Source organism: Vibrio sp. S457-15 (assembly GCF_000960545.1).
GTDB lineage: Bacteria > Pseudomonadota > Gammaproteobacteria > Enterobacterales > Vibrionaceae > Vibrio > Vibrio parahaemolyticus.
On the sequence record NZ_JYOQ01000142.1, the window covers coordinates 137,325 to 161,072 of the forward strand.

At 44.7% G+C, this 23,748-nt stretch carries 20 protein-coding genes and 1 other RNA gene; 12 read left to right on the top strand and 9 right to left on the bottom strand.

The genetic code is table 11. The annotated features are described in order from the left end of the window. Nucleotides 1–35: 35 nt before the first annotated feature. The 3 genes from dnaK to grpE form a co-directional block, all read right to left on the bottom strand. Entirely contained in the window at nucleotides 36–1,949 is a 1,914-nt protein-coding gene (dnaK, locus tag UF05_RS16125; RefSeq protein ID WP_005455943.1) for a molecular chaperone DnaK, read from the bottom strand. 345 nt (nucleotides 1,950–2,294) lie between these two features. Continuing rightward, complete coding sequence (locus UF05_RS16130) at nucleotides 2,295–3,569, bottom strand: dicarboxylate/amino acid:cation symporter (RefSeq protein ID WP_017448814.1); 1,275 nt, start codon at nucleotides 3,567–3,569, stop codon at nucleotides 2,295–2,297. Nucleotides 3,570–3,986: 417 nt separating this feature from the next. After that, nucleotides 3,987–4,583 (bottom strand): nucleotide exchange factor GrpE, encoded by a 597-nt coding sequence (grpE, locus tag UF05_RS16135; RefSeq protein WP_005455958.1) that lies wholly within the window; start codon nucleotides 4,581–4,583, stop codon nucleotides 3,987–3,989. Nucleotides 4,584–4,728: 145 nt separating this feature from the next. Between grpE and nadK the strand changes: the two genes are divergently transcribed. From nadK to bamE, 4 genes are all read left to right on the top strand, one after another. Then, entirely contained in the window at nucleotides 4,729–5,613 is an 885-nt protein-coding gene (gene nadK / locus UF05_RS16140) for an NAD(+) kinase (protein ID WP_005455932.1), read from the top strand. Nucleotides 5,614–5,863: 250 nt separating this feature from the next. After that, entirely contained in the window at nucleotides 5,864–7,054 is a 1,191-nt protein-coding gene (locus tag UF05_RS16145; RefSeq protein WP_190970632.1) for a DUF3103 domain-containing protein, read from the top strand. A 167-nt stretch (nucleotides 7,055–7,221) separates the two neighbouring features. Continuing rightward, nucleotides 7,222–8,886, top strand: coding sequence for a DNA repair protein RecN (gene recN, locus UF05_RS16150; protein ID WP_045545491.1), 1,665 nt, complete (start codon nucleotides 7,222–7,224; stop codon nucleotides 8,884–8,886). Nucleotides 8,887–9,125: 239 nt separating this feature from the next. Then, the gene (bamE, locus tag UF05_RS16155; protein WP_005455981.1) at nucleotides 9,126–9,485 is read left to right on the top strand and encodes an outer membrane protein assembly factor BamE; all 360 of its coding nucleotides are present in this window, start codon (nucleotides 9,126–9,128) and stop codon (nucleotides 9,483–9,485) included. 100 nt (nucleotides 9,486–9,585) lie between these two features. Here bamE and UF05_RS16160 read toward each other — a convergent pair whose 3' ends face one another. Both UF05_RS16160 and UF05_RS16165 read right to left on the bottom strand, forming a co-directional pair. Further along, a complete protein-coding gene (locus UF05_RS16160) occupies nucleotides 9,586–9,933 on the bottom strand; it encodes an RnfH family protein (protein ID WP_031858987.1) in 348 nt (115 codons plus the stop codon). Next, nucleotides 9,923–10,366 carry an SRPBCC family protein gene (locus tag UF05_RS16165; RefSeq protein WP_005381641.1) on the bottom strand — a complete coding sequence of 148 codons (444 nt, stop codon included), beginning with the start codon at nucleotides 10,364–10,366 and terminating at the stop codon, nucleotides 9,923–9,925. The genes UF05_RS16160 and UF05_RS16165 overlap by 11 nt, the downstream gene beginning before the upstream one ends. A 118-nt stretch (nucleotides 10,367–10,484) precedes the next feature. Here UF05_RS16165 and smpB point away from each other — a divergent pair, with 118 nt between their 5' ends. The 3 genes from smpB to UF05_RS26580 all read left to right on the top strand — a co-directional run bounded on the left by smpB (nucleotide 10,485) and on the right by UF05_RS26580 (nucleotide 11,920). Further along, nucleotides 10,485–10,970: an SsrA-binding protein SmpB gene (smpB, locus tag UF05_RS16170; RefSeq protein ID WP_029830164.1), complete on the top strand. Its 486-nt coding sequence runs from the start codon at nucleotides 10,485–10,487 to the stop codon at nucleotides 10,968–10,970. Between the two features lie 67 nt (nucleotides 10,971–11,037). Beyond that, nucleotides 11,038–11,405, top strand: a transfer-messenger RNA (tmRNA) gene (ssrA, locus tag UF05_RS24875). Nucleotides 11,406–11,803: 398 nt separating this feature from the next. After that, entirely contained in the window at nucleotides 11,804–11,920 is a 117-nt protein-coding gene (locus UF05_RS26580) for a lipase family protein (protein ID WP_231583882.1), read from the top strand. A gap of 66 nt (nucleotides 11,921–11,986) precedes the next feature. On the opposite strand, the gene UF05_RS16175 is transcribed toward UF05_RS26580, so the two are convergent. Continuing rightward, nucleotides 11,987–12,550, bottom strand: a complete 564-nt coding sequence (locus UF05_RS16175; protein WP_005483028.1) for a porin family protein — start codon at nucleotides 12,548–12,550, stop codon at nucleotides 11,987–11,989. Between the two features lie 399 nt (nucleotides 12,551–12,949). Between UF05_RS16175 and UF05_RS16180 the strand changes: the two genes are divergently transcribed. From UF05_RS16180 to UF05_RS16195, 4 genes are all read left to right on the top strand, one after another. Next, on the top strand, nucleotides 12,950–13,840 hold the full coding sequence (locus UF05_RS16180; RefSeq protein ID WP_024699669.1) for a LysR family transcriptional regulator: 891 nt from the start codon (nucleotides 12,950–12,952) through the stop codon (nucleotides 13,838–13,840). Between the two features lie 135 nt (nucleotides 13,841–13,975). Then, nucleotides 13,976–15,508 carry a bifunctional GNAT family N-acetyltransferase/carbon-nitrogen hydrolase family protein gene (locus tag UF05_RS16185; protein ID WP_005464264.1) on the top strand — a complete coding sequence of 511 codons (1,533 nt, stop codon included), beginning with the start codon at nucleotides 13,976–13,978 and terminating at the stop codon, nucleotides 15,506–15,508. 222 nt (nucleotides 15,509–15,730) lie between these two features. Then, entirely contained in the window at nucleotides 15,731–16,318 is a 588-nt protein-coding gene (locus tag UF05_RS16190; protein WP_031791282.1) for a DedA family protein, read from the top strand. A 166-nt stretch (nucleotides 16,319–16,484) separates the two neighbouring features. Continuing rightward, the gene (locus UF05_RS16195) at nucleotides 16,485–17,852 is read left to right on the top strand and encodes a Na+/H+ antiporter NhaC family protein (RefSeq protein WP_005464256.1); all 1,368 of its coding nucleotides are present in this window, start codon (nucleotides 16,485–16,487) and stop codon (nucleotides 17,850–17,852) included. Nucleotides 17,853–17,927: 75 nt separating this feature from the next. Here UF05_RS16195 and UF05_RS16200 read toward each other — a convergent pair whose 3' ends face one another. From UF05_RS16200 to UF05_RS16210, 3 genes are all read right to left on the bottom strand, one after another. After that, the gene (locus tag UF05_RS16200; RefSeq protein ID WP_045545492.1) at nucleotides 17,928–18,767 is read right to left on the bottom strand and encodes a 3-keto-5-aminohexanoate cleavage protein; all 840 of its coding nucleotides are present in this window, start codon (nucleotides 18,765–18,767) and stop codon (nucleotides 17,928–17,930) included. Next, nucleotides 18,758–20,089 (bottom strand): aspartate aminotransferase family protein, encoded by a 1,332-nt coding sequence (locus UF05_RS16205; protein ID WP_045545507.1) that lies wholly within the window; start codon nucleotides 20,087–20,089, stop codon nucleotides 18,758–18,760. The genes UF05_RS16200 and UF05_RS16205 overlap by 10 nt, the downstream gene beginning before the upstream one ends. Before the next feature lie 207 nt (nucleotides 20,090–20,296). Next, complete coding sequence (locus tag UF05_RS16210; protein ID WP_045545493.1) at nucleotides 20,297–21,565, bottom strand: O-acetylhomoserine aminocarboxypropyltransferase/cysteine synthase family protein; 1,269 nt, start codon at nucleotides 21,563–21,565, stop codon at nucleotides 20,297–20,299. Between the two features lie 291 nt (nucleotides 21,566–21,856). Here UF05_RS16210 and UF05_RS16215 point away from each other — a divergent pair, with 291 nt between their 5' ends. Next, nucleotides 21,857–23,602, top strand: coding sequence for an amidohydrolase (locus tag UF05_RS16215; RefSeq protein WP_045545494.1), 1,746 nt, complete (start codon nucleotides 21,857–21,859; stop codon nucleotides 23,600–23,602). Nucleotides 23,603–23,748 lie beyond the last annotated feature (146 nt).

The window sequence follows — 23,748 nt, forward strand, 5'->3', positions numbered from 1 at the left end:
TCCAGATGGCTTTGCAGCCATCTGGTTAAGAAAGATTATTTCTTGTCGTCTTTAACTTCTTCGAACTCCGCATCTACAACGTCGTCATCTTTTGACTGTGCGCCAGCGTCAGCACCTTGTGCTTGTTGCGCTTGAGCTTGTTGTTGAGCGATTTCCATTAGTTTTTGAGCAGCAGTCATAAGAGCTTGAACTTTTGCGTCAATTGCTTCTTTGTCTTCGCCTTTACGTGCTTCTTCTAGCTCTGAGATAGCAGTTTCAATCTTCTCTTTCTCTTCAGCTGGAAGTGCGTCACCCGCTTCTTCCATTTGCTTACGAGTACCGTGAATCATTTGGTCTGCTTGGTTACGTGCAGTTGCTAGCTCTTCGAACTTTTTGTCCGCTTCTTTGTTAGCTTCTGCTTCTTGAACCATTTTCTCGATTTCGTCGTCGCTTAGACCACCAGAAGCTTGGATTGTGATCTTCTGCTCTTTACCAGTCTGCTTGTCTTTCGCTGATACGTGTAGAATACCATCCGCATCAAGGTCGAAAGTTACTTCGATTTGTGGCATACCACGTGGTGCAGGCTGGATGCCCTCTAGGTTAAATTGACCTAGAGACTTGTTGTACATCGCTTGCTTACGCTCACCTTGTAGAACGTGGATAGTTACCGCGCTCTGGTTGTCTTCTGCAGTAGAGAAAACTTGGTTCGCTTTAGTTGGGATAGTTGTGTTCTTCTCAACTAGCTTAGTCATTACGCCACCCATAGTCTCGATACCTAGAGACAGTGGAGTTACGTCTAGTAGTAGAACATCTTTAACTTCACCAGCAAGTACACCACCTTGAACTGCAGCACCCATTGCTACTGCTTCGTCAGGGTTCACGTCACGACGCGCTTCTTTACCGAAGAACTCAGCAACTTTCGCTTGAACCATTGGCATACGAGTCTGACCACCAACTAGGATTACGTCAGTGATGTCGTTTACTGATAGGTCAGCGTCAGCTAGAGCTACTTTTAGTGGCTCAAGAGAGCGTTGTACTAGGTCTTCAACTAGAGATTCTAGTTTCGCACGAGTCACTTTGATGTTCATGTGCTTAGGACCAGTTGCATCAGCAGTAACGTAAGGTAGGTTTACGTCTGTTTGAGAAGTAGAAGAAAGCTCAATTTTCGCTTTTTCTGCTGCTTCTTTAACACGCTGCATTGCTAGTGGATCGTTTTTAAGATCGATACCTTGCTCTTTCTTAAACTCGTCTACTAAGTAGTTGATAAGACGGTTATCAAAGTCTTCACCACCTAGGTGAGTATCACCATTAGTTGCTAGAACCTCGAATGTTTTTTCGCCTTCAACTTCATCGATTTCGATGATTGAAATATCGAATGTACCACCACCAAGGTCGTATACAGCGATAGTGCGGTCACCGCCTTTCTTGTCTAGGCCGTAAGCTAGCGCAGCTGCTGTTGGTTCGTTGATGATACGTTTAACTTCTAGACCTGCGATACGGCCAGCATCTTTCGTTGCTTGACGCTGTGCATCGTTAAAGTAAGCAGGTACTGTGATAACTGCGCCGGTTACTTCCTCACCTAGGAAGTCTTCAGCAGTTTTCTTCATTTTCTTAAGAACTTCAGCAGAAACCTGAGGAGCTGCCATTTTTTGGCCTTTCGCTTCTACCCAAGCGTCACCGTTGTCAGCCTTAACGATTTTGTAAGGCATGATTTCGATGTCACGCTGAACTTCTTCGTCTTCAAAACGACGACCAATTAGACGCTTAATTGCAAATAGCGTGTTAGTTGGGTTAGTTACTGCTTGACGTTTCGCAGGTTGACCTACTAGCGTCTCACCGTCAGTGTAAGCAATAACCGATGCAGTAGTACGTTCACCCTCTGCGTTTTCAATTACACGTGGTTTGTCGCCGTCTAGTACAGCAACACATGAGTTAGTAGTACCTAAGTCAATACCAATGATTTTACCCATCTGGCTATCTCCGAATAAATTCTATTTTCGTTTGGTTATAACCCCAATGTGGGGGGAGGAGAATCGGGTTTCAACCCTTGCTCACAAACAAAAATAATCAATGTTTGCTTCTCTATGCCACATAGATAAGGGCGTCAAAACGCTTTTCAAGGGCAGAATTGAAAAAAAGCGTATTTTTTATGAATTAATTGATTTCTTTCAAGCTTGTTGGGAATGCATCACATTCCAGCGACAACTTCCAAAGTAAACATGATGAAAAGCGGTTATTTTTCTGTGACATAAAAACAAGAAAGCGAGCTCATTCCGCTCGCTTTCTATATATGGATTCAACTCTATTGTTCAAGACTAGGCATTAGCTTGTGCAGGCTGCGCCTCTACTTCTTCTTGATTGCCAATCTCACCTTCTGTTTTGGCGACAATAGTGTTCACTGCGGTATCCCCTACCACGTTCGAAGAGGTACAGAACATATCGTTGATACGGTCAACCGCTGCAATGATAGCTAAACCTTCTGGTGGAAGACCCAATTGGTGAAGAAGCACACCAACCATCACCACACCACCACCTGGTACGCCACCAGCACCAATAGAAAGAAGAAGAATCGTCAGACCGAGTGTAAACACATCAGCGGTGTTAATTGGCTGGCCAAACGCGTTAGCAACGAAAATTGTTGCAAGCGCGATGTAAATAGATACACCTGACATGTTCATCGTCGCGCCTAGCGGTACACCAAAACCCGCAACTGATTTAGAAACTTGCAGTTTCTCTGTCAGAGTACGCATGGTTACAGGGATGGTTGCATTTGAACTTGCAGTAGATAGAGAAAATAGGATTTGTTCACGAGTTGCACGGAGAAACGCCTTTGGAGAAGTTCCAGTCGTAATGCCAACTGCCATTGGATAGAAGATGAAAATCCAGAACACAAGCATAGCCACGACAAGCGCAACGTAACCTGCAACAGACATCAATGTATTCGCATTTAAGGTTGCACCTAGTTGAATCATCAGAGCAAACACACCGTAAGGTGCTAGACTCATGACCAAACCAACCAGCTTCATCATGATCTCATTGGCCATCTTAAACGTGCGGATAGCAGGGCCACCACGAGAATCCAGAGCTTGAATGGCTAGACCTGTCAAAATAGCCATAAAGATAATTTGTAGCATGTCGCCGTTAGCAAAAGCTTGTACTGGATTGCTTGGTACAATGTTTACCACGAGCGAGAAAATATCTGGTGTTTCAGTTGTCGTCAGCTTGACGGTTTCAGAAACCGTACCCGCTAAGTTTGCACCAGCACCCGGTTGGAAAATTAAACCCACGGTCAACGCTGCTGCGATCGCAATGATGGTATTGAGAATGTAGAGAGTAAAAGTTTTCCCACCAAGACGACCAAAAGCACTAATGTCTTTCAAATCGACAATGCCGCACACGATTGAAACATACACAAGAGGCACAACCAAAAGCTTGATCAGCGAGACAAACATGCCGCCAACCCCTTCTGCCGTTCCAAGTAGGTAAGTATCAAAAATCGCAATACCACTAAATAAGTACTGAATAGCTGTGCCCAGCACAAGGCCGGCAAACAAGCCTATGAAAATCTTACTAGAAAGCGATTTATCCATTATAAATCTCCGATATGTTGTGTTTGCTATTTACATTTTTGTAGTTATATCTGCTTATTTCTAAAGCAGTGTTCGCAAATAATACATATCAAAGTTACAAAATAAAGCGATAATTTACATTTTTGTTAACAATAAAATTCAGCAAAACAAACTATGAATACATTCATATTCAGAACAAAGCTCACTTAGTCAAATGATAACAACCAGTTATCGGTTTAGGGTTGTATAACTACGCAGTTGATAGAAAGAAAATTCCCTATAAGAAAAAATATCCTCAATAGGAAAAACTTTGAAAGGGATCAAATTTTAGATATCTATGGTTCAGCGAGACGGAGGGAGCACACCTTTGTTTAAAACAAAAATGCCCATCACAAACGTGACAGGCATTTTGTATCTACTTTGCAGTGACTTGCGTCGTTATTTAGCAACCATAACCATTGCAGGACGAATCACACGGCCGTTTAACTCATAACCCTTCTGCATAACAAACATCACGGTGTTTGATTCATGATCTGGGCTTTCTTGAATAGACATTGCTTGGTGGAATTCAGGGTTGAACGTTTCACCTTCAGGGTTGATTTCTTTCAAACCAAACTTAGCAACCACATCAACAAACGTCTTGTGAGTCAGCTCAACACCTTCAAGGATCGGCTTAATCACTTCGTTTTCTGTATCTGCTGCTTGAATCGCACGCTCTAGGTTATCGATAACAGGAAGCAGTTCTTCAGCGAACTTGTTAAGAGCGTATTTACGCGCTTTGTCGATTTCCTGTTCAGTACGACGACGCATATTTTCAACTTCAGCTTTTGCACGAAGCACTGCGTCTTGCTGATCTTTTACTTTGGTTTCGCTAGACAATAATGCCGCTTCTAGTTGAGCAATCTTAGCGTCTTTCTCGTCACCAATTTCTTCAAGTTCTGCTTCAGCTTCTTGAGCCGCAGCTTCTACTTTTTCAGCCTCTTCGATGATTTGATCAAGCTCTTCTTCTGTAACTTTGTTTTCTTCGTTGCTCATGATATCTCCAGAATTCAACGTAATGCCCTTAAAGCCATGCTCGTTTTGCGGGCTTTAACCACATAAAAATTCGCATATTTAGGTAACTTGCCATTATTATGGGGATGAAGATTCCTGATTCAAGCCTCTTTAATGCGGAAATGCTATGAAAAATCCATGTAACGTGATCGCGATTATCGGAAAACCAAGAGATCAACAAGCGATTCAGACTCATAAAGAGCTTTACGAATGGCTGACCTCAGAAGGTTACAAAGTGTTTATTGACGATCGCCTTGCAGCGATTTTGGACGAGATCCCGCAAAACCACTTCGCCAGCTTAGTTGAGTTGGGCAAAAACGCAGACCTTGCGATAGTTGTCGGCGGTGATGGCAACATGCTGGGCGCAGCGAGAATTTTATCGCGTTTTGACGTGCCTGTGATTGGCGTAAACCGTGGCAATCTAGGCTTTTTAACTGATTTAAACCCAGACGATTTCCAAGCGGCACTCAAAGCCGTACTTGCGGGAGAGTACATTGAAGAAGAGCGTTTCTTACTTGAGGCAGAAGTGCATCGTCATGGTCAAATAAAAAGTCATAACGCCGCTTTAAACGAAGCCGTACTCCATCCTGGGCAAATCGCACATATGATTGAGTTTGAGGTGTACATTGATGAAAGCTTTGCCTTCTCTTTACGCGCCGATGGGTTGATTGTCTCCACACCAACTGGCTCGACAGCATACTCACTTTCTGGTGGTGGCCCTATTCTGTCACCAAGCCTGAATGCCATTTCACTGGTGCCTATGTTCCCTCATACCTTATCTAGCCGACCGTTGGTGGTTGATGGCAAACGCAGAATCAAACTGATTGTGTCACCAGAAAATCGCGGTACACAAGAAGTAAGTTGTGATGGACAAGTGTCGCTGCCAGTTTCTCCCGGCGATGAGATCCACATTTATCAAAGCCCAAATGTACTCAAACTCATCCATCCGAAAGACTACAGCTACTATCACGTATTAAGGAACAAACTCGGTTGGTCTAGTAAGTTATTCTAGCTTTCATGAACACGAATTTAAGCCAGTTGCTGATTGCTGCTGGCTTTTTTCTTTTTTGGGATAACACGTAAAACCTTACTAATAAGGCGACGCGATATATCCTGCCGTTAAAACGAAATTTATAAACTTTGATCCTGTGTGCAAAGTTTAACTTATTCCAGAAAAGCAAATTGAATGGAGTATGTCGGGTGATATTCTCACCATGAATAGAGTATTAACTCTATTTCATAAAATCAATAAAGGACATACTATGAAAAAAACTATCATTCTGTCTGTTCTCAGTACATTAGCACTGATAGGCTGCCAATCTGAAGATACTAAAGTGACAAACGTATCTAATGCGCGTGCGGACGACATTACACAAACCAAACGGGAACTTGCTCAACAACTGAGCGAAAACTATACGGCAATTGAGCCAATGTTGAGAAGAGATATTACTGCTCAACAAACCAATGTTCCTGTCTCCTCTTTCATTGAGCAAAACCCTACTGCAGAATTTAGCCAACAGCTCGTTGAAGCCGACACTCAAATTCGTAGCTGGAAAGGCATTACTGAATTCTCAGATCAATTGCTAGAAGTGCGCTTAGCCAACGAAAAAATGCTAGGAGCATGGCTCAATGGCGACGTTGCACCACTCTTTGCCTTTGAACCAAGCGGTGATGATGAAAGCTGGCAATACATCGAAGCGTTTGACGTTTACGGGCAAATTCATCAACTTGATGTGTATCAGCTTCCTGACGTTCCCGTTCTAGTTGTCGATAACAACAGCTCTGCAGAGCTCAAAGCAGGCTTACAGGCGATGCAGGCAGAAATGAAAAAACTGGGGCAGCCAGCTCTAATTCAGCCTTATTATTCAGAGAGTCAAAAACAATCTTCACCAATGCTACAAAGCGCAGTGACAAGTGATGTCGCTCCGATTCAAACAACTCAACTGAAGAAAATTCGCTTAGCGGATGACAAAGAACCGTGGATCTCTGGCAAAGCAGAGGTTTACGCCATCGTGACAGGTGTCAATCCAAGCCGCGACGAGCCGACAATTGATCTGGTAGAGCTTCCTTACTTGGATTACGACAACCAAGATTACTACCCAAATCAAATCATCATTCACTGGTCTCGCTACCGCTGGGGCGCTGCAGATATTGTTCTGATGGAGCAAGATGACGGCACAGACTACAAACAGCTGGCTAAACTATTGGTGCAAGTCGCTGAAGAAGTTCTGAAAGCCATCCCAGATCCGCAAGTTCAGGCATACGCAGTCATCCCACAAATCACAAACAAGATCATCGATGCCATTCCAGATGGTGTGCTTACCAACGATGATGACTTTGTTGACGTTTTCTACACGTTGATGCAAGACACGTCGTATGTCGATCACCCAGGAGCAAGTGTTAATGCTGTCGTGACACTAGAGCCACTGACGATCAATCCAACTCGCCCATAACCCTTTCAATTTCAATGAGTCGTTGTCGAGACTTCGACTCATTTTTCCCACCTCATCACAAAAAATAACCTGTTAGATAAAAATATTCCCGCTCATCTTTACTGTATAAAGAAACAGTATATACTGTTCTCATATACAGTATTGTTCAGTTATACAGGTAAATAAAAATGCTGGCTCATCTAAGTGTTAATAATTTTGCGATTGTTAAGTCTTTACAACTCGAGCTTTCTAAGGGCATGACCACCATTACAGGTGAAACAGGCGCTGGTAAATCTATTGCGATTGATGCGTTAGGTCTGTGCCTAGGCGGACGTGCCGATGCAGGTATGGTGCGTCAAGGTGAAGAGAAAACCGAAGTCAGTGCCGCCTTTTTACTGGACAACAACCTACATGCAACGCGTTGGCTAGAAGACAACGATCTGCTGGATGGCACTGAATGTATCTTGCGTCGCATCATAACTAAAGAAGGCCGTTCAAGAGCCTTCATCAACGGCAGCCCAGTACCACTTTCACAATTAAAATCTCTTGGGCAGCTGTTAATTAACATCCATGGACAACACGCGCATCATCAACTGATGAAAAGCGAATACCAAATGGCGATGTTGGACCAATATGCCGGACACTTAAATCTATTAAAGAGCACACGCAGTGCGTACCAACATTGGCGTCAGGCAGACAATAGCCTCAAGCAACTCAAGGAAAATAGCCAGCAGAATCAGGCGCAAAAACAGTTGCTTGAATACCAAATCAAAGAACTGAATGAGTTATCGCTAGGTGAAGAAGAATTCGCAGAACTCGAGCAAGAGCACAAACGACTGTCCAATAGCGGTGAACTCGCCGCTACCTGTCAGCAAGCCCTCGAACTTATTTACGAAGGTGAAGAAGTCAATGCGCTTGGTATTTTGCAATCGGCCAATCACTCCCTAATTCAATTAGCGGAATTAGATGAGAAATTAGCCGAGCTACCAAATATGCTGGCTGACGCGATGATCCAGCTAGAAGAAACCAAAAACGAACTTCGTAACTACTTGGATGGCATCGATGTCGATCCAGGTCGTATGGCTTATGTCGAAGAGCGTTTTTCTAAAGTGATGTCGATGGCTCGTAAGCATCATGTTATGCCTGATGAGTTATACCAACATCACCAAGACCTTCTAGCACAAATCGAAGCATTGGATTGCTCTGATGAACGTCTGGATGAATTAGCTCAAGAAGTGGAACAGAAATACCAAAGCTTCCTGACTCAAGCGGAAAAGCTGCATAAATCACGCAGCCGTTACGCAAAAGAACTGAACAAGCTGATCACACAAAGCATGCACGAACTGAGCATGGAAAAAGCCGTCTTCAGTATTGAAGTAAACAACGAAAACACACATCCGTCGCCATTGGGGATGGACAGTGTGTGCTTCTTGGTCTCCACTAACCCGGGTCAACCTTTGCAACCAATTGCGAAAGTTGCGTCAGGTGGTGAGTTGTCCCGTATCTCGTTAGCGATCCAAGTGATCACTGCTCAAAAAGTAGACACACCAAGTTTAATCTTCGATGAGGTGGACGTGGGTATTAGTGGCCCAACAGCTGCGGTAGTAGGCAAAATGCTACGCAAGCTTGGAGAATCGACTCAAGTCATGTGTGTCACACACTTACCGCAAGTAGCCGGTTGTGGCCACCAACAAATGTTTGTCGCAAAACACACCAAAGGCGGTCAAACGGAAACACAAATGCGCGCACTAGATGAAGAACAACGTGTGGCAGAACTGGCTCGTTTACTCGGTGGTAGCCAAATCACTGATTCAACATTAGCTAACGCGAAAGAGCTCCTTATCGCCGCCTAACCCTATGACACAGAGTCATCGGCAATCCAGTTGATGACTCTTTTCATATTAATCACTTCAGTGACTCGGCTAACGAAAACACTATTGGGCTCCCTATCACCCCTTAATATCTGCCAATAAATGCAACTCAACTCAAAATTCGTTGTCAGATTCCCTACCATGCGACGCATAGCTTTTTACATCTGCGTCGAGCTTGTTTATTATCAGCGCAGTATTTTAAAGGTTACTAAGAAATTATTATGCAATTAAAGAAGTGGTTAGTTGCCGTACCATTAGCAATGACATTGCTGACAGGATGTTCGGTATTGGAAAAACTGGTTTATCGTATTGATATCAACCAAGGCAACTATGTAGAACAAAGTGCGGTTGATAAATTAAAGTTTGGGATGACTAAAGCACAGGTTCGCTTCGTACTTGGATCGCCAATGCTTATCGAAAATGGCTATCCTAACACTTGGTATTATATCTACCATCACACGCCAGGCCACGGTGACCCAGTACAGAAAGATCTTGTCGTAAACTTTAATGACCAAGGAACGCTGGCCGATATCAGCGGTGACTTCCCGAAAAGTGACGCGTTTTACGAACAGATCCAATAAACCAATCCTGTCATTACATCGATTGGCATCATAAAACCTTTATGCAAAAAAACCTCCCACTTGGGAGGTTTTTTATCATCTAAAATATCGCTTATTCTGCTTACTTGCGCAGAGCATTTGGCTTGCCACCAGTCACTGGATCGGCATTCCCAGCCGCTTTTGCTTGCTCTGCTCGCTTACGACGAATCTCTTTTGGATCTGCCAATAAAGGGCGATAGATTTCAATGCGGTCTTTATTACGTACGGTCGCGTCTAGTTTTACATTACGACTAAACACACCTACTTTGTTTTTTGCTAAATCAATTTCTGGATACAATTCCAAGACACCCGACTGACGAATGATCTCTTCAACCGTCGCGTGGTTATTCACAACTAAGTTAAACACGCGTTGCTCATGAGGCAATGCATACACGACCTCAACGTGAATCATGTCTGACTCAATACTCATAACACTCGTACACCTGTTTCGCGCGTTTGGTAAATGCATTAACCATATTGCTAGTTAGCTCGTTAAAAATCTTGCCGAACGCCATTTCAATCATTTTGCTCGAAAACTCAAACTCAAGCTTAAGTTCAACCTTACATGCCTGCTCATCCAACGCAGTAAAAATCCAACCACCTCGGAGCGTTTTAAACGGACCATCAACCAAGTTCATCATAATAGCTTGGCCAGGAATAAGCTCATTGGACGTAGTGAACGTTTTACTGATGCCCGCTTTCGCAACATCGACAGAAGCGACCATGCCATTACCCGAAGACTCAATAATTCGAGAGCCCGAACAACCAGGCAAAAATTCAGGGTATTTAGCAACATCATTGACCAGATTAAACATCTGTTCTGCACTAAAAGATACCAACGCAGAACGGCTGACTTGCTTCATACATACTCCTATCGATACATGTACAGATTTAAAGCTCGCGACAATTTTACTTTTATTCCACGATTGCGCAAATAAAAGGATTTCCTATCCGATATCCAACCCGTATAATGACGCCATTATGGCAAAGAAAAAATCAAAACAAAAAGCGGGTAGTAACACTATCGCGCTGAACAAAAAAGCTCGCCACGAGTTTTTCATCGAAGATGAAATCGAAGCTGGCTTGGAGCTCCAAGGTTGGGAAGTGAAAGCCCTTCGCCAAGGTAAAGCCAATATTTCTGAAAGTTACGTATTCATGCGTGACGGTGAAGCCTTTGTGAGTGGCATGACAATCACTCCTTTAAATCAGGCATCGACACACGTAGTGGCGAACCCTACTCGTGTGCGCAAACTACTTATGAGTCGTCGTGAACTTGACAACCTACTCGGTCGCATTAACCGTGAAGGTATGACACTTACGGCACTCTCTCTGTACTGGTCTCGCTCTTGGGTGAAGATAAAAATAGGTGTAGCAAAAGGTAAAAAGCTTCACGATAAACGTACAGATCTTAAAGAAAAAGACTGGGCAAGAGAAAAAGCACGCGTAATGAAGAGCGCACTGCGTTAATCTTGACCACTTAAACGCATAGTGCTGGACAGCTAAGTCTTTTCTGTTACTATGCGAATCATACCTTGGGGCTGATTTAGGATTCGACGGGAATTCAGAAGTCTGAGGTGCATGCCGAGGTGCGGTAGGCCTCGTTAACAAACCGCAAAAAAATAGTCGCAAACGACGAAAACTACGCACTAGCAGCTTAATACCCTGCTCAGAGCTCTCTCGCCCTAGCTTCCGCACGTAAGACGGGGAATAACGAGAGATCAAACCCAAACGCGCTAGCCCGGATTCTCCCGCCTGAGAGATGAACGGCGAATTATAATTCAGGATAGTCATTCATTAGCGTGTCGGTTCGCAGGTGGATGGTGAATTTAAAGATCGACTAAGCATGTAGTACCAATGATGAAAGGTTTTCGGACGCGGGTTCAACTCCCGCCAGCTCCACCAAACGTTTGGAAAAGGCCACCTTCGGGTGGCCTTTTTTGTATCAACAATCATATTGCCTTCTTTTCTCAGGCACTCATGCTACCTGATAACTTATCACAAGCATTACTGCGTAACTTTACAACCTATGCTAATTTAAAAACTCGTTGAGTATTAAGTCGCAGACTATATGCTCATAAGTACAACACCAACCACACATGAGAATTCAAAAGTACTCACTAAAAGGTAGAAAGTGTGTACTTACTATATACTTTTCAATTTAAAGTTCTCTAAGCTTTTGGGATATCAGGTACCTCATCCGGTTACAGAGCACATGCAGGTTTTGTAGATCTCTTCAATACAATAAAGTTGCAGCATACATCGCTGGTTATTCGAAAAAGAACATAAAAGCACCAAAGTTAATACACTGCGTAGGTCATAGTTTAGGTGGTGCTCTTGCTTCATTAGCAACAGATCGGGTGAGTAAAATAGTCTCTTCAATTTTGACCTTACTACGAATTTCAGGTCGATTCATATAACACAACAAAAAATGCGAAGCTATTTAAGCTTCGCATTTTTATTATGGCTTAGAATTATTAGCAATATTAGAATCTATATTCCACACCTAAAGATGCTTGTTTAAAGTCTGTATTTGTATTCGCACCATCAAATACATTTTCTGCATTCAGTTCCACATCGTACCAAGTGTATTCTGCGTTAACTAAAAAGTTATCTGTTACTTTAAAACCTACACCAGCACCAGCAAATACCCCTTCGTCATCTTTGTTTCCATGGAATCCAGCAACGTTATAGTCTGTCGAATACCACATTTGGCCACCTTTCGCGTACACATCCACTCTATCGGTGATTGGAGCCGTCACTTTCAATGCTGCGGTATAACCATCCGTCTCTGCATTAGCCAAGTTGTTACCATAGCTACCAAAATCAATGTAGCCACCTTCCAACGCTAAGTAACGGTTAAAGCGATAACCCACCAATGCTTGCATTGCATCGCTGTCGTCATCGAAATCATCTTGTCCATCAACTTTTAAATAACCGTAGTTCGCACCTACATAAACGCCATGATCTTTGGAGTCCGCTGCGTAAGATAAAGTACTAAACGTTGTTAGAGAAAATAGACCAACCAGAGTAACAACATTGCTTTTCATTTCGTTCTCCTAAATTAACTGATTATCGAAAATTCCAGTCATAAATTGCAAAAGCAATGCCAATATTAAATTCATGAAAAGCTATTTTAATTTAATAAGATTCTGACAATTAGCTAAAAACACTCGTACAAAAAACAAAATACAGGCTATTTATTTACCTTACACAAACAATATAAATTTAGGATAAATATAACTAGTGAAAAAGCTTCTCGCTAATTTGTAGTTTTTTCAAAATAAAAACACACAGCGTGAATATTCTTGAGTTGTTAAATAGTCATTGAAATATCGCGTTGCGTGTTTATTAGAAAGGAAGCCAATCACACATCCGTCGTGCCTTGCTTTGCTTAAAAGCACAAATCCTCTACTCTGTGCCTAAGCAAATTCAATGGAATTGAAAGAATGATAAAAGGCAGTGAGTACCCTTCCATTCGTGCGTTGAGGACTTTTGTTGCTGTGGCTAACTATCTCAGCTTTTCTAAAGCCGCCGATGACCTGTGCGTAACACAAGGAGCGGTCAGTAAACAGATGGCATCTTTAGAGCAACTCGTTGGGCTTCCTCTCATTCATCGAGGGTTAAACGGCGTGGAGCTAACAGAGGAAGGAAAGCGCTATTTGCCCCAAATAACAGAAGCTCTGGAGCTCATTCAGCATGCAACCGCCAGCCTAATTCAGACCAATACTGATCAAGAGCTGTTGGTTGTCGATGTCACACCCTCATTTGCCAGTCTTTGGCTGGTGCCAAATATCGATGATTTCCACCAGCGCCATCCAAATATTCGCGTGAAAATTCTTACCGGAGATGGCGCAGTTAAAAACATTCATGGCGAAAGTGATCTGCATGTGCGGTGTTTGCCTCTTTCTACTCATTATGAATATAGCCAGCTCTTATGTGAGGAAACCTTGTTGCTGATTGGCAACACCAACCTACCAAAACTGTCAGACAACCAAGCTATCAGCCATTACCCATTTATTCCGCAAACGACTCGCCCGCAGCTGTGGGAGCAATTCAAACAGGAGAACGATTTAGAGTGCCCAATCACCTATCACTCCGTCGGGTTTGAGCATTTTTATTTGGCGTGTGAAGCCGTGAGAATGGAGAAGGGCTTGGCTTTGCTGCCCGATTTTATGGCGCAATTTTCTATTTTACGTGGTGACATCCAACATATTGGGAATCTAAAGCTTCACAGCGGCTATGGCTATTATGTGGTGATCCCAAACTTCCGGTTAACGTCAAGAAAAGTGGCACTTTTTCATGACTGGTTAAAAGACAAACTTACCCATCATACCTAAAGCTACCGATATGAAACCAGTATAAATATGAAGATTGTGCAGAGCCTATCACCTACCGCGCCTCAAATGTAAGTATGGTTAAATTTATGGCATTCTCATCCATACTATTTGAAAAGGATAAATGGATAGTAGGATATGGACAGCAACACGCCAAGACTCTCTTTACGTACCATTGAGCCGACCGATTACCCAGAGCTCGCGGAATTAATGGACCTCGTTTTTCCTGATGTGGGCGGCTCATGGCCACGCCTGACCATCATGGATCTCATTCATCAGTTTCCCGATGGACAAATCTGTATTGAGGATAACGGCAAAATTGTCGGCGCAGCGCTGACGATCAAAGTGGACTACAACCGATTTTCACTTCCTCACCTGTACACTGACATCATCACCGAAAATAACGTCATTCAGAACCAAGTGACAGGCGATGCCATGTATGGCCTAGATGTGTTTGTTCACCCTGATTACCGTGGGCTTCGCTTGGGCCGACGTCTTTACGACGCGCGCAAAGAGTTGTGCCGCAGCAAAAACTTTAAAGCGATACTAGCCGGTGGCCGCATTCCGAATTACCACCAATACGCGGATGAACTGAGCGTTGCAGAGTACATCGACAAAGTAAAACGCCGCGAATTGCACGACCCGATCCTCTCATTCCAGCTTGCGAATGACTTTGATGTTAAACGCATCATGCGAGGCTACTTGCCAGAAGATAACGCCTCAAAAGGCTACGCCACGTTGCTAGAGTGGGACAATTTTTTCTACGAGGAAGACATTCAATCCGTTCACGACATTGAGAAAACCTTGATTCGTATTGGCGTGGTGCAGTGGCAAATGCGCGCGATGAACGATTTGGAAGACTTGCTCGATCAAGCCGAGTTTTTTATCTCCTCTCTGGCCAACTACAAAGCCGACTTCGCTTTGTTTCCCGAGTTCTTCAACGCTCCGTTGATGGGATTGCAAAACGATCAAAACTCGGTTGAAGCTATTCGCTTTCTTGCTAGCTTTACAGAAGAGATCAAAAACCGTTTCTCACAAATGGCGGTCACTTACAACATCAATATCATTGCTGGCAGTATGCCGCTCATCGAAGATGGCAAGCTCTACAACGTTGCGTACTTACTGCAACGCGATGGGGAAATTAACGCTCAGTACAAAATCCACATCACGCCACACGAACAAAAAGACTGGGTAATTGATGGCGGTGATAATGTACAAGTGTTCGAAACCGATGCTGGTAAAGTCGGCATTCTGATTTGTTACGACAGCGAGTTCCCTGAGTTGGGTCGTATGCTCGCCGAACAAGGTGCGCAAATTATTTTTGTGCCATTCTGGACCGATACCAAAAACGGCTATCAACGTGTGCGGATCTGTTCTCAATCTCGCGCGATCGAAAACGAGTGTTATGTGGCGATTGGCGGCAGTGTCGGCAACTTACCGCGCGTGGACAACGTGGACATTCAATATGCTCAATCAGCGGTGTTCTCACCTTCAGACATTTATTTCCCCCACGACGCCACATTGACGGAAGCCAGTGCGAATACGGAAATGATCATCTTTGCCGATGTTGACTTAACCAAACTGAAACAGCTCAACACCGAAGGCTCGGTAACGAACTTGCGCCATCGACGCCTCGATTTGTACGGTGCGTTCACAACACCAAAAGAGTAGCCTGAGACCCAAGCCATGGTAATGACCGCTCGCCGTCACGAATCAAACGGCGAGCGGAATCCAGAACAACAGCGCATCAGGTAAACACAATTATCAGAGGTGTGTCAGTTTTTCTCGGGAATGAGAAACAAGAATTGACCAGAGAAAACAACAGGAGTATCACTCCAATTTCCTTCCGATTTTATTAGAGGAAAGCATTTGGAACACATTAACGCTTTACTCATCTCCATGAAGCCTCTGCTGGAGCAGTACGGTTACCTTGCGCTTATTGTCAGCATCTTTTTTGAAGGTATTGGCATTCCCATGCCTGGGCAATCTTTGATGATCGCAGCATCAATTCTGGCCTCAGAACAAGTCATGAATCTGAGTATGGTTATGGTTATATCTTGGCTCAGCTGCTTTTTGGGCAATACTTGTGGTTACTTACTTGGTTACTACTTTGAAGGATGGCTAGATAAAAAAGGTTACATCTCTGGCCCTAAAATGCAGAAGCTCCAAATCACCATTCAAAAATATGGCCCTGCTTGTTTGGTGGTCAGCCGGTTTATTGAAGGGATGAAGCAATTTATGCCTCTGGCGTGTGGGATAGCAAAAATGCCACGCAGAGAGTTTTTACTCGGCAACGCACTCGCTGCCACCATTTGGGTTTTGGTGTTCAGTTTACTTACGCATTTTGCATTTGAGCACCTCAGCGCACTCAGCCATTTATATAGCCACTACAAATACGCAATCTGGGCGAGCGCCGCGGTTGTGTTCGCATTGATGCTCCTAGGCTTACTCAAGCGAAAAAAAGCAAAATCGTCGCTATAAATGCACTTTCAATAAAGGCTCATGGTATCAGTAAGATAGATGCCATGAGCTTTTTTCTTTCATCCAAATACAAAAATTACGCAGCCATTTAGACGTCTAGACGTTGACAATAAAAGTCGGTGAGATTAGTCTGCTCACTTCTCTTATTATTATCTTTGTCGTTTACATGTCCGGTTCCCAACAAACTACTAAAACAGTTGCACCGTCTGCGGTCGCACTGATCCCATTGATCGTATTCCTTGCGCTATTTATTGGCGTAGGCACGTACTTATCTTTGCAAGGTGTTGAATTTGCCTTCTACCAGCTGCCAGCACCAATTGCGGTATTACCAGCCATCATCATTGCGTTTCTTCTCAGCAAAGAGAAACTTAACCGCTCTATCGAACATTTTATGCGTGGTGTTGGTCATCAAGACATCATCGCGATGTGCATGATCTACTTGCTTGCAGGTGCGTTTGCTGCCGTTGCAAAGGCTTCTGGCGGTGTCGATGCTACCGTAAACTTAGGTCTATCTGCCATTCCGACCAGCATGATTTTGCCTGGTATTTTCATGATCTCAGCCTTCATTGCGACAGCGATGGGCACTTCGATGGGCACCATCGCTGCCGTTGCACCTGTGGCTTTGGGCATTGCTCAATCTGCAGGTATGAGCTTGCCATTAACCGCTGGTGTTGTGCTCAGCGGCGCGATGTTTGGTGATAACCTTTCTATCATCTCTGACACCACCATCGCGGCAACACGCTCTCAGGGCTGTGAAATGAAGGACAAGTTCAAAGAGAACATCCGCATTGCACTGCCTGCAGCACTGGTTGCTATGGGTATTTTTGCGTTCAACAGCACTGCGACTCAAGTGCCAGAGACTGGCCCAATTGAATGGTTAAAAGTGCTACCGTACGTCACCATTTTGATTTTGGCGGTTTCAGGGCTTAACGTATTTGTTGTACTGACTATCGGTATTTTATTGGCGGGTGGCGTAAGCTTGGTTTCGATTGACGACTACGGTCTAACGAACCTAGCACAAGACGTGTACAGCGGTTTTGGCAACATGCAGGAAATCTTCCTACTATCGATGCTGATTGGTGGTCTGAGTGAGTTGATGCGTCGTCAAGGCGGTCTTGCTTTCCTAACCAACTTAGTGAGCAGCATGATCCACGCGTTTGGCTCTAGCCATTCAAAACACGCGAACAGCCGCGCAAGTGAGCTAGGTATCGCGGGCTTGGTTTCTATGGTGAATGGTTGCACGGCAAACAATACGGTCGCCATCATCGTATCAGGTAGCGTGGCGCGCCAGTTGGCGGAAGAGAACAATGTCTCTCCTCGTCGCTCAGCAAGCTTGTTGGATATTTTCTCGTGCGTGGTACAAGGCATTTTGCCTTACGGCGCGCAAGTATTGTTGCTAGGCTCAGTATTTAACCTTTCTCCATTAGAAGTGGTTGCCAACTCTTACTACTGTTTCGCGCTGGCAATTGCAGCTATTGTGGCGGTGTTTATCAAACACCCAGCTCGCCAACCCGCAGTGCAAACCGAAAACTAACGACAAATACCGAAAAGGCTCCGATGGAGCCTTTTTGCTTTCCGTTCTTCTTTATTTTCCTGGCTTCAAACAGATTCACTTTAAAACTGAACGCAAACTTTGCGCACTGTGTAAAGGAATCGCGAAGCGATGCGCCACATCGCGTAGAGCCTCCACCTGATCCGCGTTACTGATTGCTAATTCGCCTGCCACATCGAAGTGGTTATTCTCAAACCCAACTCTCACATCGAATCCAAGTAACATCGCACTCGCTAAGCAGTCTTGCTCTCGCGCGCCAAAAGCACAAATGGCACATCGAATTTCTTCCTCGTCAAAACGCGCCAAATTCAAACCTCGTAAATCCCATGGCGAAGACTGTTGAGCTTGGTGATAACGCCCTAACACCACTAATGCATGCTGATACGTTTTAGGTAACACGCCCGCATCGCGTAGTTGGAAATAACGTTCAATGTCGGTTGTATCGTAGAAAATAATTTGGCTCACGATGCTGTTCTCTGCCAACCAATGGAAAAAGGCATGCCCTTCTTTCTCACTTGCGCGATCGGGGATTAACTCCCTCAATGCGAAAGAAGCCGCTTCAGGTTTCACAGCTTTGACTAACGCCCGCTGTTGTGGCGGAGAATATAAACCCACCGCTTCTGTGGTGAGCTGAACCATCATGGTTTCTCCCACCGCTTCTTTCACGGCATGGTAAATTACCATGTTGTCGTCGATGTCTAATGAATGACGTCCGTTGGCGTCTCTAGCATGCAAATGGATCATGGCAGCCCCTGCCGTTTGACAAGCAATAGCCTCTGCAACCAGTTCGTCTTTTGTCATGGGTAAGTTGGCGTGATCGTACTTAGTTTTTCTAGCACCGTTTGGGGCCACGATAATGGCGATAGGTTCTCGCAAATATTGGTTTGCTACTTCCATGTCTCCGCCACCTCTTTTAACGTCAGTGAGAGTTTACCGACTAGTTCATCAATATGATGAGACTGAATAATGAATGGCGGTGCGAGCAAAATATGGTGTCCATTAACGCCATCAATCGTTCCGCCCATAGGGTAGCACATTAAGCCATTTTCCATTGCTCGCTGTTTGATGCGTTTGTCTGCCAATGTGGCTTTACTCAGAGGCGCCTTGCTTTCTTTATCCGCCACCAGCTCAATGCCAAAAAACAAGCCTTTACCACGAATGTCGCCAATGTACGGTAAATGGGCCAATGCAGAAGTAAGCTCATTACGCAGCAAAGCACTTTGCTGATTCACCGCCGTTAATAAATCATCTTGGAAGATGGTTTCAATTGTTGCCACGGCAGCAGCGCACGCCACAGGGTGCGCCATAAAGGTATGACCATGTTGGAAAAAACCGCTTCCATCGGCAATAGCTTGATAGACTCGATCATTCGCAACCACCGCGCCAATAGGTTGATAACCCGCACCAAGCCCTTTAGCCATACAAACCAGATCGGGCTCTGCCTCTTCTTGCTCAAACGCAAAAAAACTGCCACTTCGCCCAACGCCACACATGACTTCATCCAAGATCAATAACACATCGTATTGGTCGCATATTTCGCGAATACGTTTGAAGTAACCTTGAGTTGCAGGCACAGCTCCAGCGGTGGCTCCCACAATAGGCTCGGCGACAAAAGCCATGACATTATCAGCCCCCAACTCAAGAATTTTTGCCTCTAGTTCATTCGCCGCTCGCAATGAGTAACCCAATTCAGACTCATGACTCTGCTGATAACGATAAGCATAGCAAGGGGCAATGTGATGACTCGGATGTAAGATAGGTTTGAACGGTTCACGTCGCCATTCATTACCACCGACCGCCAGAGCCCCCAACGTATTGCCGTGATAACTTTGCTGACGCGCGATGAATTGCTTCTTCTCTGGCTTACCTGATTCCACAAAATACTGCCGCGCCATTTTTAGTGCCGACTCCACCGCTTCTGATCCGCCACTGACTAAATACACATGGTTGAACTGCTCAGACATATGCTGACAAATCAATTCCGCTAGTCGCTCACTGCTGTCACTAGTAAAAAATCCAGTATGAGCAAACGGCACTCGCTCGAGCTGTTCCAACATGGCTTTTTTAACGGCTTGATGACTGTGGCCAAGGTTTGATACCGCAGCGCCGCCACAAGCATCGAGGTACTGTTTTCCTTGTTTATCGAATAGATAAACACCTTCACCTTTATCGATGATTGGCAGCGTGGCATGGCAATGACGGTGAAATACGTAAGACATTTGAGTCCCTTCCAATGTGTAAGATTTGCACACATCATCAGGAACAAACCCAAATGCAACAAGGGAATAAATTTCACCCACCATGAGCTTTTGGAATACCACAACCCAAAAACACTAAAACCTTTGATATTTAAACAATAAAAAAAAACGGACCAGCTTTTTTAAAGGCTGGCCTATAGGTAACTAAAAGCTACAAAAAGAATCGTTTTACGCGTTTAGTGCCTGTTCTAAATCGGCTAGGATATCGTCAATATGCTCAATACCCACAGATAACCGAATCATCTCTGGTGACACACCAGCTTGTTTTTGTTCTGCTTCGCTCAACTGACGATGAGTCGTCGATGCTGGATGGCAAGCCAATGATTTTGCATCGCCAATGTTCACCAAACGCTTAAAGATTTTCAGAGCATCATAAAAGCGCACACCTGCTTCATAACCGTCTTTTAAACCAAACGACAAAATCGCAGAAGGCTTACCTTTCATGTATTTTTCGGCGAGGTTGAAGTGTGCTGAACTTGGCAAGCCGGCATAACTCACCCAACTGACTTTGTCATGCTGTTCCAAGAACTCAGCCACTTTGAGAGTGTTCTCGGTATGGCGCTCCATACGCAGCGGTAACGTTTCTAGCCCTTGCATAAGCATAAATGCATTCATCGGTGATAATGCCGATCCGGTATTACGCAATGGTACGGTACGCGCACGCCCGATAAATGCCGCCTCACCAAACGCTTCGGTATACACGACTCCGTGGTAAGAAGGTTCTGGTTGGTTGAAAACTGGAAAGCGGTCTTTGTGCTGCGCCCAAGGGAATTTACCGGAATCCACAATCACGCCACCTAATGTGGTGCCATGCCCACCAACGTATTTAGTGAGAGAGTGAACTACGATATCCGCACCGAATTCGATGGGTTTGCACAGTACTGGTGTCGCGACGGTGTTATCCACAATCACAGGTACGCCTTGTGCGTGAGCAAGCTCCGCTACACGTTCCAAATCAATGATATTACCCGCAGGGTTACCAATGCTCTCGCAGTACACCGCTTTGGTATTTTCATCAATTAACTCGGCCAAACTTTCTGGCTTGTCATCTTTGGCAAACTTCACTTGAATACCTTGATTTGGCAGCATATGCGCAAACAAGGTGTAAGTACCGCCATAAAGTTGCGGCGTAGAAACGATGTTATCGCCTGCTTGCGCTAAGGTCAGAACCGCATAGTTAATCGCTGCACTCCCCGCACTCACGACCAATCCAGCAATGCCGCCTTCTAACGCCGCCATGCGTTTTTCCAGAACATCGTTAGTCGGATTCATGATGCGAGTGTAGATATTACCCAGCACTTCCAAGTTAAACAGATCAGCGCCGTGCTGCGCGTTATCAAACTCGTACGCGACCGTTTGATAAATCGGCGTCGCGACAGATTTAGTGGTAGGGTCAGTTTCGTAACCAAAATGGATGGATAGCGTTTCGTCTTTCATGTTCTTCCTTGAGCGTCATCGAGATAAATCGTGGACTTATCATGCCGACTTTTTAACCACAGAACCTCGTTATGGGTCACATTGCCTAAGTCCAGAATCGTTTATGAAATGGAAAAATGTAACATTTTTGATATTCATCGATGGGTATAACGTGCGCTTGATTGAAAGTCTTTAATCTTGTTGATAATCCTCCTTCAATATGAACTAAAGTGAATTTGACCTATTGCGTTCTCAAACTCATTGAGACTGGGGCTCAATAGGCAAAAAACTTACTCTGTATGGAGATGACCGATGAACAAAAACTGGATCCCTATTGCCCTATCTGGGCTTGCTTTAACGGGGTGTTTTTCTGAAGAAGCGAAAGAAGTAGAAGCCGTCGCCGAGCCGCTAAAAGTAACCGCCGCAGACAAAATTTATTATGGTGGCGACATCCTAACCATGGCAGGCGATAAGCCAGAGTACGCCGAAGCCGTCGCGACATTAGGCGAGAAAATCATTTATGTCGGCAGCAAAGATGGAGCGATGGAACACAAGTTCGGTAAAACACAGTTGGTCGACTTAAAAGGCAAAACCATGTTGCCTGGCTTTGTTGATCCGCACAGTCATGTGTATGGCGTTGGTCTACAAGCCATGGTCGCAAACGTACTACCATCTCCTGATGGCGAAGCCGATACCGTGGCGAAAATCATCGAAACTCTAAAAAATTCCGCGAACAATGACACGCAACGCCTATTCATTGAGAAAACCGGGTGGATTTTAGGTTTTGGTTACGACGACGCCCAACTGGATTACTACCCTACCAAAGCGGATCTCGATAAAGTCAGCACAGATAAGCCTGTATTGATCATCCACACTTCGGGGCATTTGAGTGTCGCGAACAGTAAAGCGTTAGAGCTAGCAGGCATCACATCAGAATCGGAAGATCCAAAAGGTGGCATTATCCGCCGAATGGAAAACAGCCAAGAACCCAATGGGGTCCTAGAAGAAAACGCGCACTTTGCAATGCTGTTCAACCTCAATAAGTTGATTGATTCTGAACTTCAAGATCGCATGTTAGAAGCCTCGCAAGGTATGTACGCGAAATATGGCTATACCACAGCTCAAGAAGGACGAGCAACATCAGAAGGTTATGAAGCGATGAAACGCGCGTCGAAAAACGACAAGCTGATGATCGACTTGGTTGCGTACGCCGATATGGTATCGAGCAGTGATTTTATGGACTCGGAATACAACACGCCAGAGTACACCAACCATTTCCGCATCGGTGGCGTAAAGCTGAACTTTGATGGCTCTCCACAAGGTAAAACGGCATGGCTAAGTCAGCCTTACTTCCACCCACCACATGGACAAGATAAAGACTACGCTGGCTACCCAACTTTCGAAGATAAACAAGCTTACGATTACGTAGAAACGGCCTTTAAAAATGAATGGCAAGTGCTGACGCATGCCAATGGTGACGCGGCGATCGAGCAATTTATCAATGCGGTAACCAAAGCAAATGAAAAGCTAGGAAAGCAAGACCGCCGACCTGTACTCATTCACGGCCAAACCATGCGCCAAGACCAAGTGGATCGCTTAGCTGCGCAAGGCATCTTCCCTTCTCTATTCCCAATGCATACTTTTTATTGGGGTGACTGGCATGTGGACTCGGTACTCGGCCATCCTCGTGCCGATTTCATTTCACCAACTCAAGCGGTGAGAAAGGCAGGGTTAAAGTTCAGTACTCACCATGACGCACCTGTGGCGCTGCCAAGTTCATTCCGAGTATTGGATGCGACCGTCAATCGCACCACCAGAACTGATAAAGTACTGGGTGCAGATCAGCGCGTTGACACGTACACCGCGCTGCAAGCCATGACCATTTGGCCGGCTTACCAACACTTTGAGGAGTCGTATAAAGGTTCTATCGAAGTCGGTAAGAATGCGGATTTAATCATCCTCGATAACAACCCGATGAAGATTGAACCTAAGGCGCTAAAAGACCTAAACGTGGAAGAAACCATCAGCAGAGGTCAATCGGTTTATCAACGACAGTAATCCAGAATCAAACACCGCCGCTATCGAGGCGGTGTTTTCTATCTGACTCACCAAGCACTTTATCTATTTGCTCGCCACTTGTTGTAATAACCAAGTACGAAACTTTTCGTATTTAAGAATAAACCACACCTAAGCAAAGGTGGATT

Coding starts and splice junctions, on each gene's coding strand:
- dnaK (WP_005455943.1), bottom strand. CDS start 1,949: ATGGGTAAAATCATTGGTATTGACTTAGGTACTACTAACTCATGTGTT.
- UF05_RS16130 (WP_017448814.1), bottom strand. CDS start 3,569: ATGGATAAATCGCTTTCTAGTAAGATTTTCATAGGCTTGTTTGCCGGC.
- grpE (WP_005455958.1), bottom strand. CDS start 4,583: ATGAGCAACGAAGAAAACAAAGTTACAGAAGAAGAGCTTGATCAAATC.
- nadK (WP_005455932.1), top strand. CDS start 4,729: ATGAAAAATCCATGTAACGTGATCGCGATTATCGGAAAACCAAGAGAT.
- UF05_RS16145 (WP_190970632.1), top strand. CDS start 5,864: ATGAAAAAAACTATCATTCTGTCTGTTCTCAGTACATTAGCACTGATA.
- recN (WP_045545491.1), top strand. CDS start 7,222: ATGCTGGCTCATCTAAGTGTTAATAATTTTGCGATTGTTAAGTCTTTA.
- bamE (WP_005455981.1), top strand. CDS start 9,126: ATGCAATTAAAGAAGTGGTTAGTTGCCGTACCATTAGCAATGACATTG.
- UF05_RS16160 (WP_031858987.1), bottom strand. CDS start 9,933: ATGAGTATTGAGTCAGACATGATTCACGTTGAGGTCGTGTATGCATTG.
- UF05_RS16165 (WP_005381641.1), bottom strand. CDS start 10,366: ATGAAGCAAGTCAGCCGTTCTGCGTTGGTATCTTTTAGTGCAGAACAG.
- smpB (WP_029830164.1), top strand. CDS start 10,485: ATGGCAAAGAAAAAATCAAAACAAAAAGCGGGTAGTAACACTATCGCG.
- UF05_RS16175 (WP_005483028.1), bottom strand. CDS start 12,550: ATGAAAAGCAATGTTGTTACTCTGGTTGGTCTATTTTCTCTAACAACG.
- UF05_RS16180 (WP_024699669.1), top strand. CDS start 12,950: ATGATAAAAGGCAGTGAGTACCCTTCCATTCGTGCGTTGAGGACTTTT.
- UF05_RS16185 (WP_005464264.1), top strand. CDS start 13,976: ATGGACAGCAACACGCCAAGACTCTCTTTACGTACCATTGAGCCGACC.
- UF05_RS16195 (WP_005464256.1), top strand. CDS start 16,485: ATGTCCGGTTCCCAACAAACTACTAAAACAGTTGCACCGTCTGCGGTC.
- UF05_RS16200 (WP_045545492.1), bottom strand. CDS start 18,767: ATGGAAGTAGCAAACCAATATTTGCGAGAACCTATCGCCATTATCGTG.
- UF05_RS16205 (WP_045545507.1), bottom strand. CDS start 20,089: ATGTCTTACGTATTTCACCGTCATTGCCATGCCACGCTGCCAATCATC.
- UF05_RS16210 (WP_045545493.1), bottom strand. CDS start 21,565: ATGAAAGACGAAACGCTATCCATCCATTTTGGTTACGAAACTGACCCT.
- UF05_RS16215 (WP_045545494.1), top strand. CDS start 21,857: ATGAACAAAAACTGGATCCCTATTGCCCTATCTGGGCTTGCTTTAACG.